Genomic DNA, 15195 nt, shown 5'->3' with positions numbered 1-15195 from the left:
GCCCTGACTGCCACCGGAAGTACAGACGCATGAAAATCCTCATCACCAACGGCCGCGTGGTCGACCCCGCCTCGGGCACCGACAAGCCCACCGACATCGCCATCGCCGACGGCAAGATCGCGGGCATCGGGCGCGCACCGGCGGGCTTCAAGCCCGAGCGCACCCTCGACGCCACGGGCTGCATCGTCACGCCCGGCCTCGTCGACCTTGCCGCGCGCCTGCGCGAGCCGGGCTACGAGCACGAAGGCATGCTCGAAAGCGAAATGGCCGCGGCCATCGCGGGTGGCGTGACCAGCCTCGTGTGCCCGCCCGACACCGACCCCGTGCTCGACGAGCCCGGCCTGGTCGAGATGCTCAAGTTCCGCGCCGAAAAGCTGCAGTGCGCGCGCCTGTTCCCGCTGGGCGCGCTCACGCGCAACCTCGCCGGCGGCGTGCTCACCGAGATGGCCGAGCTCACCGAGGCCGGCTGCATCGGCTTCGGCCAGGCCGACGTGCCGCTGGCCGACACGCAGGTGCTGCAGCGCGCGCTGTCGTACGCCAGCACCTTCGGCTACACCGTGTGGCTGCGTCCGCAGGACCGCGACCTCGGCAAGGGCGTCGCCGCCAGCGGCGCGCTCGCCACGCGGCTGGGCCTGGGCGGCGTGCCGGTGGCGGCCGAGACGATCGCCATCTTCACCATCATCGAGCTCATGAAGAGCACCGGCGCGCGCGTGCACCTGTGCCGCATCTCCAGCGCCCGCGGCGTGGCGCTGGTGCGCGAGGCGAAGGCGCGGGGCCTGCCGATCACCTGCGACGTCAGCATCAACTCGCTGCACCTGGCCGACACCGACATCGGCTTCTTCGACAGCCGCGCGCGCCTGAACCCGCCGCTGCGCCAGCAGGGCGACCGCGACGCGCTCTCGGCCGCGCTGGCCGACGGCACCATCGACGCGCTGGTGTCCGACCACACGCCGGTCGAGGCCGACGCCAAGACGCTGCCCTTTGCCGAAGCCGAACCCGGCGCCACCGGCCTCGAACTGTTGCTGCCGCTCGCGCTGCAGTGGGGCGAGCGCAGCGGCGCGGGTCTGGCGCGCGCCATCGAGGTGGTCACCTCGGCGCCGGCGCGACTGCTGAACGCGGCCGATGCGGCCAGCGGCATCGGCCGCATCGCCGAGGGCGGCGTGGCCGACCTGTGCATCGCCGATCCGTCGCTCGAATGGCAGGTGGTGCCCGAGGCGCTGCGCAGCCAGGGCAAGCACACGCCGTTCTCCAGCTACCCGATGCAGGGGCGCGCGCGCCACACGCTGGTGGCCGGTCGCGTCGTGCACGGCTGAGCGACAGCCGCCCGCCACACGGCACGCCGTCAAAAAGAAGAAGAGGGCCCGCGTCCAGATGCTGCACTCGTTGAAGGCCGGCTGGCGCCTGCTGCATGCGGCCTCGCATGCGCTGTCGGGCTGGTGGACGATCCGCTTCACCTTCCCCCGCCTGCCGCAGGACGAGCGCAACGCGCGCGTGCAGGCCTGGTCGGCGCGCATGCTGCAGATCATGGGCGTCACGCTGCGCGTGCAGGGCGAGCCGCCCGCGCACGGGCCGGCGCTGCTCATCTGCAACCACCTCTCATGGCTCGACATCACCGCCATCCATGCGGCGCGCCATGTGCGCTTCGTGTCGAAGTCGGACGTCAAGCAGTGGCCGGTGATCGGCACGCTCTCCACCGGCTCCGGCACGCTCTACATCGAGCGCGAACGCCGGCGCGACGCCATGCGCGTGGTGCACCACATGACCGAGGCGCTGCGCGGCGGCGACCTGATCGGCGTGTTTCCCGAAGGCACCACGAGCGACGGGCGCGGGCTGCTGCCGTTCCATGCCAACCTGCTGCAGGCCGCGATTTCCTCGGGCGCGCCGGTGATCCCGGCCGCGCTGCGCTTTGCCGACGCCGCCACCGGCGAGACCAGCCAGGCGCCGCGCTACATCGACGACGACAACCTGCTGGCCTCGGTGTGGAACACGCTGCGCGCGCCGCCGCTCTTGGCCATCGTGCGCTTCGGCGAGCCGCAGCCTTCGTACAGCCGCGAACGCCGCAGCTGGGCGCATTCGCTGCATGAAGACGTGCAGCAGCTGCGCCGCGATACCCACTGAGCGGCACTGACCGGATCGATCCGCAAAAAAAGCGCCCCGGGAGGGGCGCTGTAACGACGCAAGAAGCGCCGTGAGGAGGAAGCGGGATCGTTCGCCGTGGCGCGTGGCCGGTCAGAGAATGCCGAACACCTTCAGCCCGATGATCACGATCAGCGGGACGCCGCAGAGCCAAAGGATGATGCTTTTCATGACCGGTCTCCGTGAGGTAGGTAGGCCTCCACGGTGGCCGCGTCTGCGGCCCGCGCGTGCGGGATAAGGCAAACCAAGCGCGTGAGCGCCTGCCTACACGGCACGGGCCGGCGGTTCAGCCCGCTTCGTCGGTGGGCACGAAGCCCAGGCGGCGCGAGATTTCGAGTGCGCAGGCCTTCAGCGGCACGGCCACGCGGCCGTTCCAGTCGCTGTCGAAGGTGGCCTCGGGGCCCATGGCCGTGATGCCCAGCACCAGGTTGTTGGTCGAGTCGAACACCGGCGCGCAGAAGGCGTCGATGCCCGGAATCGGCTGGCCCAGCGTGCGCGAGATGCCGTGCAACCGCGTCTCGACCAGGAGCGCCTCGATCTGCGACTTCGACAGCTCTTCGCTGGCGCCGCGCCCGTCGGCCGGACGCGTGCGCGCCAGGTCTTCGAGCATCATCTTTTCCACCACCTTCGGCGGCAGGTAGGCCGCGAACAGCCGGCCCGTGGCCGTGTAGGCCAGCGACATCACGGTGCCGGTGCGCAGGTTCACGTGCAGCGGGTGGATCGGTTCTTCCAGCCGCACCACGGTCGGCCCGAAGTTGCCCCAGACGGCGACCGCGATGCTCTGTTCGGTCTCCGACGCGAGCGCCTCGATGAGCGGCGAGGCTTCCTTGATCGGGTCGAGCCGCTGCAGCTTGGCCAGGCCCAGCTGCAGGGCCAGCGGGCCCAGCTCGTAGCGGCCGGTGCCGTCCTGCACCACGAAGCCGACCTTCAGAAAACTCACCAGGTAGGGATGCGCCTTGCCGACCGGCACGCCGGCGGCCTTGCCGAGATCGCGCAGCGCCATGGGCGCCACGTGCCGGCCGAGCGCGACCAGCAATTGCGTTCCGATTTCGACGGATTGAATGCCACGTCTTGGCTTTTCCATGGGGCGCCCGGCGTGGGGGTTGAGAGTGGGAGCGAGTATAGCCATCAGGGTTTCTACTGATATTGTCGTGTTCAATCGACGATGACTGATCATCTGATAGTAACTAAACGACTTGACCATATCAACATCGCTGCCTACACTCCGCCGCAACTTAAGTCGTACACACAACACGAGAGCGAACAGAGGCAGAGATGGAACAGAACACGTGGGAATGCGATGTCCTCGTCGTCGGCAGCGGCGCGTCGGGCATGGCCACCGCCGTCACGGCGGCGTCGCAGGGTTTGAAGGTGCTGGTGGTCGAGAAAGAGCCGCGCTTCGGCGGCACCACCGCGCGCTCGGGCGGCTGGCTGTGGATTCCGGGCACGCGCCTGGCCACCGAGCAGGGCATCCATGAGCCGCCCGGCGCGGCGCTCGACTACATGAAGCACGAGACCACGACGCACTTCGATGCGGCGCGCGTCGGTGCTTTTCTCGACATGGGCCCCAAGGCCATCGACTTCTTCACGCGCCAGACCTGCGTGCAGTTCGACATGCCGGCTGTCTTCCCCGACTACCACGCCGAAGCGCCCGGCGGCCAGCCCGGCGGGCGTTCGATGGTCACGCGCCCGTTCGACGGCCGCGAGCTCGGTGCGCGCATCAAGCACCTGGCGCCGCCGCTGCCCGAGCTCACGGTGTTCGGAATGATGTTGGGCTCGGGCCCCGAGATCAAACACTTCATGCGGGCCTTCAAGTCGCCGACCTCGTTCTGGTACGTCACCAAGCGCCTGACCCGGCACTTCCTGGACGTGGTGCGCCACGGCCGCGGCATGACGCTGACCAACGGCAATGCGCTGGCCGGCCGCCTGGCCAAGGCCGCGATGGACCTGGACATTCCCGTGTGGCTCTCGTCGCCCGTGAAGAAGCTCGTGGTCGAGTACGACGGCGTCTCGGGCGCCGTGGTGCAGCACGAAGGCAAGACGGTGCGCATCACTGCCAGGCGCGGCGTGGTGCTGGCTTGTGGCGGTTTCCCCTACGACGTGGAGCGCCGCAAGCAACTGTTCCCGCACGCACCCACCGGCAAGGAGCACTACTCGCCGTCGCCTTCCACGAACACCGGCGACGGCCTGCGCCTGGCCGAAGCCGTGGGCGGCCGCGTCGACGGCACCATCCCGCACGCCGCGGCGTGGGTGCCGGCCTCGGTCACCACGCGCCCCGACGGCAGCAAGGGCGTCATGCCGCACTTCATCGACCGCGCCAAGCCCGGCGTGATCGCGGTCACGCCCAAGGGCAAGCGCTTTGCCAACGAAGGCAACTCGTACCACGACTTCGTGCAGGCGATGGTCAAGGCCTGCGAGGGCGAGCCCGAGGTCACGGCCTGGCTGCTGTGCGACCACAAGGCGCTGCGCGACTACGGCCTGGGCTGCGTCGCGCCTGCGCCGCTGCCCATCGGCCGCCACCTGAAGACCGGCTACCTCAAGCGCGGCGCGAGCATCGGCGAGCTGGCGAAAGAAATCGGCATCGCCCCCGCCGCGCTCGAAGCCACCGTGCAGGAGTTCAACCAGGGCGCGCGCACCGGCGACGACCCCGCCTTCGGCAAGGGCAGCAAGGCTTACAACCGCTACCAGGGCGACGCCAACGTCACGCCGAACCCCTGCGTGGCGCCGCTGGAAAACGGCCCGTACTACGCCATCAAGCTGGTCATCGGCGACATCGGCACCTTCGCCGGCCTCGTCACCGACGAGAAGACGCGCGTGCTCGACGCCGACCGCCAGCCGATCAAGGGCCTGTACGCCGTCGGCAACGACGCGGCCAGCGTGATGGGCGGCAACTACCCCGGCGCGGGCATCACGCTCGGCCCGGCGCTCACCTTCGGCTACGTCGCAGGCCTGCAGGTCGCGCAGGCCGAAGCCGCCGCGCCCCTGCACGTCGAGCAGCGCGAAGCCGTGGCCGTGCCGCGCGGCGCCTGATCCCCGTTCCGATAGTCAACCCAAGGAGCCGACCATGCCCTTTCCTCCTCACGTCGCACCGCGCCTGCTCGAAGGCCGCCTCGCGCTGATCACCGGCGCCGGCCAGGGCAACGGCCGTGCGCTCGCGCTCGGCCTGGCCCAGGCGGGCGCGCGCGTCGTCGTAACCGACATGAACGAAGCCACCGTGGCCGAGACCGCGCAGCTGGTGCGCAACGAAGGCGGCGAGGCCTGGTCGTTCGTGCTCGACGTCACCGTGCCCGAGGCCTGCCAGGCGCTGGCCGCGCGCGTGGCGCAAGAGGTCGGCCATGTCGACCTGCTGGTGAACAACGCCGGCATCATCATCCGCGAGACCACCAGCAGCCCGAACGCCGCGGCCAACTGGAAGAAGACCATCGACGTGAACGTGCACGGCACCTTCAACACCACGCTGGCCTTCATCCCCGTGCTCAAGCAGACGAAGGGCTCGATCATCAACATCGCCTCCATCGCCGCCTACGCGGGGCAGGCCGCGAGCCTGGGCTACTCGCCCTCGAAGGGCGCCATCAAGATGCTCACGCAGTCGCTGGCGCAGGAGCTCGCGCCGGCCGGCGTGCGCGTGAACGCACTGGCACCCGGCGTGATCGAGACGCCCATGACCGCCGCCACGCGCGAGAACCCGCAGCGCCTCGAGTCGTTCATGACGCGCATCCCCCTGGGCCGCGTCGGCCAGACCGAAGACCTGGTGGGCCCGGTGATCTTCCTGGCCAGCGACATGTCGCGCTACGTCACCGGCATCACGCTGCCGGTGGACGGCGGCTTCCTCGCCGTCTGAGCCACGCCTCTTCCTTTTCGATTTCCCGTTCCCCGTCCGTCAACCCTTAGGAGACAAAGAATGAAAACGATCCGTCTGTACAAGACCCTGCTCGCGACCGCCGCCTTCGCTGCGTTCAGTGCCGGGGCTTACGCGCAAGACATCAAGCTCGGCTACAACGGCGACCTCTCGGCATCGCCCTCGGCGCAGAGCGGCCAGGCAGCGGTGCTGGGCATGGAAGCGGCCATTGCCGACCTGAACGCCGCCGGCGGCGCGCTCGGACGGAAGTTCACGCTGGTCACGCGCGACGACGTCTCGGCGCCGCCGAAGTCGATCCAGAACATGAGCGACCTGGTCGACAACGAGAAGGTCGTCGCCGTGTTCGGCCCCACCAACTCGGGCAACGCCATGGCCTGGAAGCACATCGCCAACCAGAAGAAGATTCCGGTGCTGGGCAACGTGGGCTCGGGCACCGACATCACCAAGCCCATGAGCGCGGGCGCCGACAACTACATGTTCCGCGTCTCGATGGTCGACCGCGAACAGGTCGCCGCGCTCATGGCCTACGTGAAGCGCAACACGGCCGGCTCCAAGGTCGTGGGCCTCATGGCCGAGACCACCGGCTACGGCCAGGGCGGCCTGAAGGACATGGAAGAAATCGCCAAGCTGCAGGACATCAAGATCGCGGCCACCGAGCGCTTCGGCGTCGGCGACACCGACATGACCTCGCAGCTGAGCAAGATGAAGGCTGCCAACGTCGACACCGTGGTGGTGTGGGCGCAGGGCACGCCCATCGCGCAGCTGGTGCGCAGCATGGAGAAGATCAACTACTTCCCGCTGACGCTCACGTCGTGGGCGGCCGACAACATCACCTTCTACGACGCGGCCGGCAAGGCGTTGGCCGAGAAGCCGATCTTCATGCGCACCGTGAGCGAAACGCGAACGCCCGTGCAGCAGAAGCTGTTCGACCGCATCGGCAGCAAGCTGAAGGCGCCGGGCTCGTTCTCGTTCGCGCTGCACGGCTACGACTCGGTGCTGCTGCTGGCCCAGGCCATGAAGCAGGCCAACAGCACCGACGGCGCGGCCGTGCGTGCGGCGCTCGAAGACCTGAAGACGCCGGTGCAGGGCGTGCTCAAGACCTACGAGAAGCCTTTCAGCAAGACCAACCACGAAGCCCTGACGGCCAAGGACCTGGTCTGGATCCGCTGGAAGGACGGCAAGCTGCTGCCCTACAGCGACGCGCTGATCGGTGCGCTCAAGCCGGCCGACTTCAAGCAATAAACGTCTGAGACAAAAGGAACGGGGCACCGCCCCGTTCCGCAACGGAGATACACACCATGGTTGAAGCGCTCCTGCAGGCGCTCATCAGCGGGCTCGCCGTCGGCGGTGCCTATGCGCTGGTGGCGCTCGGATTCAGCATCACGTTCACGACGACCAAGACGCTGAACTTCTCGCACGGCGAGTTCGTCTCGGCCGGCGCGTTCATCGGCATGAGCGCGCTGTTCCTCGTGCTGGGCAAGCCGCTCAGTTCCACCACCTTCGGCGACGCCGTGCCCGGCGCGGGCGCGCAGCTGTTCGCGCTGGTCGCCGCGCTCGGCGTGATGGGCCTCTTGGGCTGGCTGCTCTACGTGCTCGGCGTGCGCCCGTTCGCGGGCCGCCCGGGCATGGCCTGGGTCATGAGCACGCTGGGTTTCGGCGTGATCCTGCAGAGCGTGGGCCTGGCCATCTGGGGCCCGAAGCCCGTGGTGGTGCCCGCGCCCGTGGGTGACACCGTGATCCGCATGTTCGGCGTGGGCGTGCGCCCGCAGGAACTGCTGACGCTCGGCGTGGCCGTGGTCGTGATGATCGGCTTCGACCGCGTGATGAACCGCACCATGATCGGCAAGGCCATGCGCGCCGTGGCGCAGAACGGCAACGTCGCCAGCCTCATGGGCATCAACACCAACGCCATGATGATCGGCGCCTTTGTCGTCAGCTCGGCGCTGGCGGGGCTGTCGGGCTTCCTGCTCGCGCCCATCGCGCAGGCCTCGCTCTTCATGGGGCTGACTGTGGGGCTCAAGGGCTTCTCGGGCGCCATGATCGGCGGGCTGAGCAACCCGCGCGGCTGCGTCATCGGCGGCTTTTTGCTGGGCGTGCTCGAGTCGATGGTGAACCTGTGGCAGGCGCAGTGGCGCGAGGTCGCGGTGTTCGCGCTCGTGATCCTGGTGCTGGCCTTCCGGCCCACGGGCCTGTTCGGTCGCTCGACGGTGGAGAAGGTATGAAGCGCCTTGCCCATCCCGCCGCCGTGGTGCTGGTGGCGGCCGTGCTGTGCGGCCTGGTCTCGCTGTCCGGCAACGACTACTACCTGCGCATCGCCTTCATGATGTGCGTCTACTACCTGTGCGCCGCCGGCATGAACGTGCTGGTCGGCTATGCAGGCCAGAAATCGCTGGGCCAGGCCGGCCTGTTCGCGGCCGGCGCGTATGCGGTCGCGCTCATCACCTCGCGCACCGAGCTGAGCCCCTGGCTCGCGCTGGTGATCGCGGCCGTTGTCTCGGGCGTGTGCGGCGTGCTCATTGCGCTGCCTTCGCTGCGCGTGAAGGGCCCGTACCTCGCGATGGTCACGCTGGCCTTCGGCATCGTGGTCGAGAAGCTCGTGGGCGAATGGACCGACGTGTTCGGCGGCGCGCAGGGCATCTACGGCATCCGCCCGCTGACCTGGAACGGCCAGCCACTGAGCAGCGTGCAATGGGTGATCCTGGGCATCGTGCTCAGCGCCGCGCTGCACCTGTTGCTGCGCAACCTGCTGCAGGGCCGTTTCGGCCGCGCGCTGCTGTCGCTGCAGGCGGACGAGATCGCCTCGTCGTCGGTGGGCGTGCGCGTGTACCGCGCCAAGGTCATGGCCTTCGTGGTCGCGGCCGTCACCTGCGGCATCGCGGGCGCGCTCGTGGCGCAGCAGAACCAGTACATCAACTCCGACTTCATCACCTTCCACCTGTCGATCTTCATCCTGCTCTTGGTGCTGTTCGGCGGCGCGGGCTCGATGTACGGCCCCATCGTGGGTGCGGTGCTGCTCACGGCGACCGACGCGCTGCTCGCGCGCTGGCCCTCGGCGCAGCACTTCCTGTACGGCTTTTTGCTGCTGTTCGCGCTGTACGTGATGCCGGGCGGCGTGGTGGGCCTGTTCAACAAGTGGTTCCTGAAGTCGCGCCACCGCGGCGAAGGGGCGGCCGGCAACGGCGTGCCGGGCCGGATCGGTCCCGGCGGCGAAGGCGAGCTGCTGGTGGTGCAGGGCGTGACCAAGTCGTACGGCGGCGTGAGGCCCGCGCAGGACGTGTCGTTCCGCCTGCAGCGCGGCCACATCCATGCGCTCATCGGCCCGAACGGCGCCGGCAAGAGCACCATGATCAACATGCTCACCGGCGTGGTCGAACCCGACGCGGGCGTGATCCGCTTCCTGGGCCGCAACATCGTGGGCCAGCCGGCGCACACCATCTGCTGCCTGGGCATGGGCCGCACCTTCCAGAACCTGCGCCTGTTCGCCGACCTCTCGGTGCTCGACAACGTGATGCTCGGGCGGCACAGCCGCATGAGCAACGGCTTCCTGTCGTCGCTCGTGGCCTGGCCCACGGCCGGCAAGCAGGAGCGCGCCACGCGCGAGCGCGCGCTGCAGCTGCTCGACCTCGTGGGCCTGGGCCACCTGGCGCACTGGCCCGCCGGCAGCCTGCCCTACGGCCTGCAGCGCCGCGTGGAACTGGCGCGCGCGCTGGCCACCGAGCCGCAGCTGCTGCTGCTCGACGAGCCCGCCGCCGGCCTCAACCCGCAGGAAACCGCCGAGCTCGGCGAACTGCTGGTGCGCATCGGCAAGTGCGGCGTGTCCATCCTGATGGTGGAGCACCACATGGACCTGGTGATGTCGATCTCCGACCACGTGATCGTGCTCGACTACGGCGTGAAGATCGCCGAAGGCAAGCCCGCCGAGGTGCAGTCGAACCCGCGCGTGGTCGAGGCCTACCTGGGCGTGGACGACGAAGAAGACATGGCCGCCGTGCCCGCCTGAGCCAGAGGACCGAAACCATCATGTTGAAAATCGAATCGGTGAAGGTCTCGTACGGCGCCATCGAGGCCGTCAAGGGCGTGAGCCTGGAAGTGCGCGCGGGCGAGGTCGTCACCATCATCGGCGCCAACGGCGCCGGCAAGAGCACGCTGCTCAAGAGCATCGTCGGGCTGGAGCCCGTGGCCGAAGGCCGCGTGCTCATCGACGGCAAGGACTGCACGCACGTGCCCGCGCACCAGCGCGTGGGCCTGGGCGTGGCGCTGTCGCCCGAGGGGCGCGGCGTGTTTCCCGACCAGACCGTGCGCGAGAACCTGATGCTCGGCGCCTACTCGCGCCGCAGCGACAAGGCCTTCGTGGAGCGCGCCATCGAACGCGAGTTCGCGCGCTTTCCGCGCTTGAAGGAACGCGCGCATCAACTGTCCGGCACGCTGTCGGGCGGCGAACAGCAGATGCTCGCGATTGCGCGCGCGCTCATGAGCGAGCCGCGCCTGCTGCTGCTCGACGAGCCCTCGCTGGGCCTGGCGCCGCTCATCATCAAGGACATCTTCGACGCCATCCGTCAGCTGCGCAGCTCGGGTCTCACGATCCTGCTGGTGGAACAGATGGCCAAGCAGGCGCTGGGCGTGGCCGACCGCGCCTACGTGCTCGAAACCGGCTGCATCACGCTCGAAGGCTCCGGCCGCGAGCTGCTCGACAACCCCAAGGTGAAGTCGGCGTACCTCGGCACGCATTGAATTCACCGCTCACATCAAAGGAACTCCCATGACCACCAAGAAATTCGCCAGCCAGGCCGACCTCGAAGAAAAGAAGGTCTCGTTCACCCGCCTCTCGGAGAACGCCTACGCCTACACCGCCGAGGGCGACCCCAACACCGGCGTCTTCATCGGCGACGAGACCGTGATGGTGGTCGACACCCAGGCCACGCCCGCGATGGCGCAGGACGTGATCCGCCGCATCCGCGAAGTCACGCCGCTGCCCATCAAGTACGTGCTGCTGAGCCACTACCACGCGGTGCGCGTGCTGGGCGCGTCGGCGTACTTCAAGGAAGGTGCCGAGCAGATCCTGGCCAGCCGCGACACCTACGACCTGATCGTCGAGCGCGGCGAGCAGGACAAGGCCAGCGAGATCGGCCGCTTCCCGCGCCTGTTCCGCAACGTCGAGTCGGTGCCCGCTGGCCTCACCTGGCCCACCATGACCTTCGACGGCACCATGAGCGTGTGGCTCGGCAAGAAGCTCGAAGTGAAGATCGTGCAGGTCGGCCGCGGCCACACCAAGGGCGACACCATCGCCTACCTCGAAGACCAGAAGATCTGCTTCGCCGGCGACCTCGTCGAATACCAGAGCACCGCCTACGCGGGCGACTGCTACTTCCGCGACTGGCCCACAACGCTGGATCGCCTGGCCGGCTTCGGTTTCGAGAAGCTGGTGCCCGGCCGCGGCGCCGCACTGGAAAACGCCGCCGACGTGCGCAAGGCCATCGCCTCCACGCGCGCCTTCATCTCCGACGTCTACACGCTGGTGAACAACGGCGTGGCCGAGGGCAAGTCGCTCAACGTGATCTACAAGGAAACCGTGGCCGCGCTGCGCCCGACCTACGGCCACTGGGTCATCTTCGACCACTGCATGCCCTTCGACGTGACCCGTGCCTACGACGAAGCCACCGGCCATGTGCATCCGCGCATCTGGACCGCGGAGCGCGACATCGAAATGTGGAACGCCCTCGAAAGCTGAGGTGAGCCAACCCGCGCCTTCGCACGGCGCCACGCCCGCGTCCGTGCAGGGCTGGATGCTGCTCGCGATGCTGGTGTGGGGCGTGAACGTCTCGGCCGTGAAGGCGCTCACCGCGTCCTTCGAGACGCTGCCGCTGGCGGCGCTGCGCATGGGCGTGGCGTGCGTCGCGCTCAGCGCCATCGTGCTGTGGCGGCGCGGTGGCGTGCCCCGGCTCACGGCGCGGCAGCTCGCGGTGATGGCGGGCTGTGCGTTCCTCATGGTCTACGGCAACCAGATCCTGTTCGCGCAGGGGCTGCTGCGCTCCACCGCCACCAACGGCGCGCTCATCATGGCGCTGAGCCCGCTGGTGTCGGCGCTGATGGCCGCGCTGGTCTTCGGCGAGCGCTTCACGGCGCGCCGCATGGTGGGCGTGGCGCTGGGCTTCGCGGGCGTGGCGGCGGTGGTGCTGAGCCACCCGGGCGCGGGGCTGTCGAGCGCCGGCATCGGCGACCTGATGCTCGCGCTGTCGGTGGTGAGCTTCGCGGTCGGCGGCGTGGGCGTGCAGCGGCTGGCGCGGCAGGTCGATCCGCTGTCGATCAGCTGGGTCATCTACCTCATCGGCACGTTCATGCTCGTGGTGCACACCCTGCTCGGGCCATCGCGGCTGGGCACGGCGCAGCTCTTTCCCGGCCTGTGGCCGTGGGCGCTCGTGCTGTTCTCGGGCATCGCGGCCACCGCCGCGGGCAACCTCATCTGGAACCGTGCGATCTCCGTCATCGGCGTGGCGCGCACGGCCGTCTTTCTCTACTGGGTGCCGGTGTTCGGCGTGCTGTTCGCGGCGCTGCTGCTGGGCGAAGTGCTCACGTGGTGGCACCTGTTCGGCTTTGCGGCGGTGATGAGCGGCACCTGGCTCGGCACGCGGCCGGTGGCTGCGCCGGCCCCTTGATTCCTTCACATGCCTGATTCTTCTCTTCCCCTGCTGTTCCAGCCCTTGCAGCTGCGCGAGCTCACGCTGGCCAACCGCATCGTCATCTCGCCCATGTGCCAGCACGCCGCCGAGCGCGGCCATGCCACGCCGTGGCACCTGGTGCACCTGGGCAAGTTCGCGCTCGGCGGCGCGGGCCTGATCCTCACCGAGAGCACCGCCGTCGATCCGCGCGGGCGCATCGGCACCGCCGACCTCGGCCTGTGGAACGACAGCCAGATCGCGCCGCTGAAGGCCGTGGTCGATTTCGTCCACGCGCAAGGCAGCGCCATCGGCGTGCAGCTGGCGCACGCGGGCCGCAAGGCCGGCAGCGAGCCGCTGTGGGAGGGTGGGGCGGCCATCGACCCGGCGCGCATGGCGGCCGACGACGAACCCTGGGAGCGCCTGGGCCCCAGCGCGCTCGCCGCCGGCCCCGGCTGGTCGGCGCCGCGCGCGCTCGATGCCGCCGACATGGCCGAGGTCGTGCAGCGCTTTGTCGATGCCACCGTGCGCGCCGACCAGGCCGGCTTCGACGTGGTCGAGCTGCACTTCGGCCACGGCTACCTGGTGGCGAGCTTCCTGTCGCCCAACGCCAACCACCGCGACGACGCGCTCGGCGGCAGCCGCGAGAACCGCATGTCGCTCGCGCTGGAAATCGCGCAGCGCGTGCGCGCCGCATGGCCCGCCGGCAAGCCGCTGTTCTGCCGCCTCTCGGCCGTGGACGGCACGCTCGACGGCTGGAGTCTCGACGACTCGGTGGTGCTCGCGCGCGAGCTGAAGCGCTGCGGCGTCGACGTGATCGACTGCTCCTCGGGCGGCCTCACTGAAGAGACGCGCGCGCTGCCCGTGCCGCGCGGCCTGGGCTTCCAGGTGCCGTTCTCTGAACGCATCCGGCGCGAGGCCGGCGTGGTCACGCAGGCCGTCGGAATGATCGTCGACGCGCAACAGGCCGAGGCCGTGCTCGCCGCCGGGCAGGCCGATCTCGTCGCGCTCGGCCGTGAAGCCCTGTTCGACCCCTACTGGCCGCACCACGCGGCCGCCGCGCTCGGCGCCGACCCGCAGTACCAGCGCTGGCCCGTGCGCCACGGCGTGTGGCTCGCCAAGCGTGCGCCCGGCCTGGCGCGTGCGCGCGCCGAAGCGCAGAACGCGCAACCCCACAAGGAAACTGACCGATGACCGACCCCACGACCACGACCCTGCGCATGGGCCTGATCCGCAAGCAGCCCGGCTGGACCGACGAGGCCTTCAGCCGCCACTGGCGCGAACGCCACGGCCCGCTCGTCGCGCGGCTGCCCACGCTGCGCGCCTACCGCCAGAACCGCGTGACCGACCGGTTGCAGCGCGGCATCGACTTCGCGCGCGGACCGTGGGACTTCGATGGTTTCTCGCAGCTGCAGTTCGATGCGGCGGCGCAGGCCGATGCGGCCTTCAACACCGGTGAGCTGGCGGCAGAGATCCGCGCCGACGAGCGCCACTTTCTAGGCGGGCTGCACATCGTGACGGTCGAGCAGACCGAGGTCATCGCGCCGCCGTCGCCTGCATCGCCGGCGGGGCCGGCGATGCTCAAGCGCATCTCGACCCTGCGACGCCCGGTCGCGCAGTCGGAAGAAGACTTCCGCCGCGAATGGAAGGTGCACGCCGACCACGTGCGCCACATGCCCGGCGTGGCCGGTTACCGCCAGAACGTGGTGGTCGCGCGCGAGTTCGAGAAGGGCACGCCCTGCGGCTACGCCGAGCTGCCGATCGACGGCATCGTGGAACTGTGGTTCGAGAACACCGACACGCTGAACGCCGCGTTCGCCTCGCCCGAAGGCCAGCGCACCATGGCGCACGCCAAGACCTTCCTGGCGGAGATCACGGCCTTTGTGGTGGAGGAGTTTCGGGTGGTGTGAAGGCCGTCGCGAGCCCGTAGTGCACCGACGTGCTCAGGGCCGGGATCACCGGGTGGTGGGAGACGGGGTGCGATGCGCGCGCGGGCACCGTGCCGATGGGCGCGATCTCGCGGGGCCGCTGCACCGGCGCAGCCTCCGCTTCGTCGCTGCGCCCGGGCGGCTCGGGCAGGAACACCCCGCGCCGCAACGACCAGATGCAGGCGCCGAGGCGCAGCAGCTTTTCGACCTTCACGTCATGCGCCGGATCGTCCGGCGACTCCTGCGCGATCAGCTCGCCCAGCTGCGTGAGTGCATCGGCGGGCGTCATGCCGCGCCCGATCCGGGCCACTTCCACCATGGCCGCCAAGGCCTCGGTCTTGTTCATCGCTTGCCCCCTGTTGCTTGTCTCTTGCTACGAAGGACAGCATGCCGTTACGCGGTGCATCCAAAAGTAGTCCGGCGCGCCGTCGGGTCGTCGATTGAAATCTCGTCGCTGCGCGGGGCGGGGCGTACGCCTGGCACCGGGAGGATTCGTGCGCGCAGGGTCGCCTGAGGTAAACCCTGATGACTGGCAAGTTCGCGCTCGATACGATTTCCTGCAATTGCACAATCGATTGTGCAAAACACCCACTCCAACCCTTTTGCCGTCGCAGGCCTC

Annotated in this window: 14 protein-coding genes; 12 read left to right on the top strand and 2 right to left on the bottom strand. The window is 69.2% G+C overall.

The features are described 5' to 3' along the window. Window positions 1-29: 29 nt before the first annotated feature. Window positions 30-1313 carry a dihydroorotase gene (locus AC57B8_RS18620; RefSeq protein WP_496480380.1) on the top strand — a complete coding sequence of 428 codons (1284 nt, stop codon included), beginning with the start codon at window positions 30-32 and terminating at the stop codon, window positions 1311-1313. 58 nt (window positions 1314-1371) lie between these two features. Then, a complete protein-coding gene (locus tag AC57B8_RS18615) occupies window positions 1372-2118 on the top strand; it encodes a lysophospholipid acyltransferase family protein (RefSeq protein WP_139704793.1) in 747 nt (248 codons plus the stop codon). Between the two features lie 304 nt (window positions 2119-2422). On the opposite strand, the gene AC57B8_RS18610 is transcribed toward AC57B8_RS18615, so the two are convergent. Then, on the bottom strand, window positions 2423-3220 hold the full coding sequence (locus AC57B8_RS18610; RefSeq protein ID WP_070062752.1) for an IclR family transcriptional regulator: 798 nt from the start codon (window positions 3218-3220) through the stop codon (window positions 2423-2425). A 191-nt stretch (window positions 3221-3411) separates the two neighbouring features. Here AC57B8_RS18610 and AC57B8_RS18605 point away from each other — a divergent pair, with 191 nt between their 5' ends. The 10 genes from AC57B8_RS18605 to AC57B8_RS18560 are packed head-to-tail and all read left to right on the top strand — an operon-like array spanning window position 3412 to window position 14558. Continuing rightward, on the top strand, window positions 3412-5166 hold the full coding sequence (locus AC57B8_RS18605; protein ID WP_496480379.1) for an FAD-dependent oxidoreductase: 1755 nt from the start codon (window positions 3412-3414) through the stop codon (window positions 5164-5166). A 34-nt stretch (window positions 5167-5200) separates the two neighbouring features. After that, the gene (locus AC57B8_RS18600) at window positions 5201-5977 is read left to right on the top strand and encodes a glucose 1-dehydrogenase (protein ID WP_495262346.1); all 777 of its coding nucleotides are present in this window, start codon (window positions 5201-5203) and stop codon (window positions 5975-5977) included. Between the two features lie 60 nt (window positions 5978-6037). Then, window positions 6038-7237: an ABC transporter substrate-binding protein gene (locus AC57B8_RS18595; protein ID WP_062469728.1), complete on the top strand. Its 1200-nt coding sequence runs from the start codon at window positions 6038-6040 to the stop codon at window positions 7235-7237. A gap of 56 nt (window positions 7238-7293) precedes the next feature. Beyond that, entirely contained in the window at window positions 7294-8217 is a 924-nt protein-coding gene (locus AC57B8_RS18590; protein WP_062469725.1) for a branched-chain amino acid ABC transporter permease, read from the top strand. Then, window positions 8214-9995 (top strand): branched-chain amino acid ABC transporter ATP-binding protein/permease, encoded by a 1782-nt coding sequence (locus AC57B8_RS18585; protein WP_496480378.1) that lies wholly within the window; start codon window positions 8214-8216, stop codon window positions 9993-9995. Before AC57B8_RS18590 ends, AC57B8_RS18585 begins: the two co-directional genes overlap by 4 nt. A gap of 20 nt (window positions 9996-10015) precedes the next feature. Continuing rightward, window positions 10016-10726 (top strand): ATP-binding cassette domain-containing protein, encoded by a 711-nt coding sequence (locus AC57B8_RS18580; RefSeq protein ID WP_492730914.1) that lies wholly within the window; start codon window positions 10016-10018, stop codon window positions 10724-10726. 28 nt (window positions 10727-10754) lie between these two features. After that, on the top strand, window positions 10755-11723 hold the full coding sequence (locus AC57B8_RS18575) for an MBL fold metallo-hydrolase (RefSeq protein ID WP_496480377.1): 969 nt from the start codon (window positions 10755-10757) through the stop codon (window positions 11721-11723). 1 nt (window position 11724) lies between these two features. After that, window positions 11725-12648 carry a DMT family transporter gene (locus AC57B8_RS18570; protein ID WP_496480376.1) on the top strand — a complete coding sequence of 308 codons (924 nt, stop codon included), beginning with the start codon at window positions 11725-11727 and terminating at the stop codon, window positions 12646-12648. A gap of 9 nt (window positions 12649-12657) precedes the next feature. Continuing rightward, window positions 12658-13842 (top strand): NADH:flavin oxidoreductase/NADH oxidase, encoded by a 1185-nt coding sequence (locus tag AC57B8_RS18565; protein WP_496480375.1) that lies wholly within the window; start codon window positions 12658-12660, stop codon window positions 13840-13842. Then, the gene (locus AC57B8_RS18560; protein WP_496480374.1) at window positions 13839-14558 is read left to right on the top strand and encodes an EthD domain-containing protein; all 720 of its coding nucleotides are present in this window, start codon (window positions 13839-13841) and stop codon (window positions 14556-14558) included. Before AC57B8_RS18565 ends, AC57B8_RS18560 begins: the two co-directional genes overlap by 4 nt. Here AC57B8_RS18560 and AC57B8_RS18555 read toward each other — a convergent pair. Further along, window positions 14521-14922, bottom strand: coding sequence for a hypothetical protein (locus tag AC57B8_RS18555; RefSeq protein WP_307696960.1), 402 nt, complete (start codon window positions 14920-14922; stop codon window positions 14521-14523). The two genes, AC57B8_RS18560 and AC57B8_RS18555, sit on opposite strands and share 38 nt — an antisense overlap. Window positions 14923-15195: the final 273 nt, after the last annotated feature.

This window comes from Variovorax sp. BGA-UO-ETr-C22 (assembly GCF_059567965.1).
The sequence above is the reverse complement of the archived record's forward strand: the minus strand, read 5'-3'. Positions and strand labels throughout refer to the sequence as shown.

Coding starts and splice junctions, on each gene's coding strand:
- AC57B8_RS18590 (WP_062469725.1), top strand. CDS start 7,294: ATGGTTGAAGCGCTCCTGCAGGCGCTCATCAGCGGGCTCGCCGTCGGC.
- AC57B8_RS18580 (WP_492730914.1), top strand. CDS start 10,016: ATGTTGAAAATCGAATCGGTGAAGGTCTCGTACGGCGCCATCGAGGCC.
- AC57B8_RS18595 (WP_062469728.1), top strand. CDS start 6,038: ATGAAAACGATCCGTCTGTACAAGACCCTGCTCGCGACCGCCGCCTTC.
- AC57B8_RS18560 (WP_496480374.1), top strand. CDS start 13,839: ATGACCGACCCCACGACCACGACCCTGCGCATGGGCCTGATCCGCAAG.
- AC57B8_RS18565 (WP_496480375.1), top strand. CDS start 12,658: ATGCCTGATTCTTCTCTTCCCCTGCTGTTCCAGCCCTTGCAGCTGCGC.
- AC57B8_RS18600 (WP_495262346.1), top strand. CDS start 5,201: ATGCCCTTTCCTCCTCACGTCGCACCGCGCCTGCTCGAAGGCCGCCTC.
- AC57B8_RS18555 (WP_307696960.1), bottom strand. CDS start 14,922: ATGAACAAGACCGAGGCCTTGGCGGCCATGGTGGAAGTGGCCCGGATC.
- AC57B8_RS18610 (WP_070062752.1), bottom strand. CDS start 3,220: ATGGAAAAGCCAAGACGTGGCATTCAATCCGTCGAAATCGGAACGCAA.
- AC57B8_RS18620 (WP_496480380.1), top strand. CDS start 30: ATGAAAATCCTCATCACCAACGGCCGCGTGGTCGACCCCGCCTCGGGC.
- AC57B8_RS18615 (WP_139704793.1), top strand. CDS start 1,372: ATGCTGCACTCGTTGAAGGCCGGCTGGCGCCTGCTGCATGCGGCCTCG.
- AC57B8_RS18575 (WP_496480377.1), top strand. CDS start 10,755: ATGACCACCAAGAAATTCGCCAGCCAGGCCGACCTCGAAGAAAAGAAG.
- AC57B8_RS18605 (WP_496480379.1), top strand. CDS start 3,412: ATGGAACAGAACACGTGGGAATGCGATGTCCTCGTCGTCGGCAGCGGC.
- AC57B8_RS18585 (WP_496480378.1), top strand. CDS start 8,214: ATGAAGCGCCTTGCCCATCCCGCCGCCGTGGTGCTGGTGGCGGCCGTG.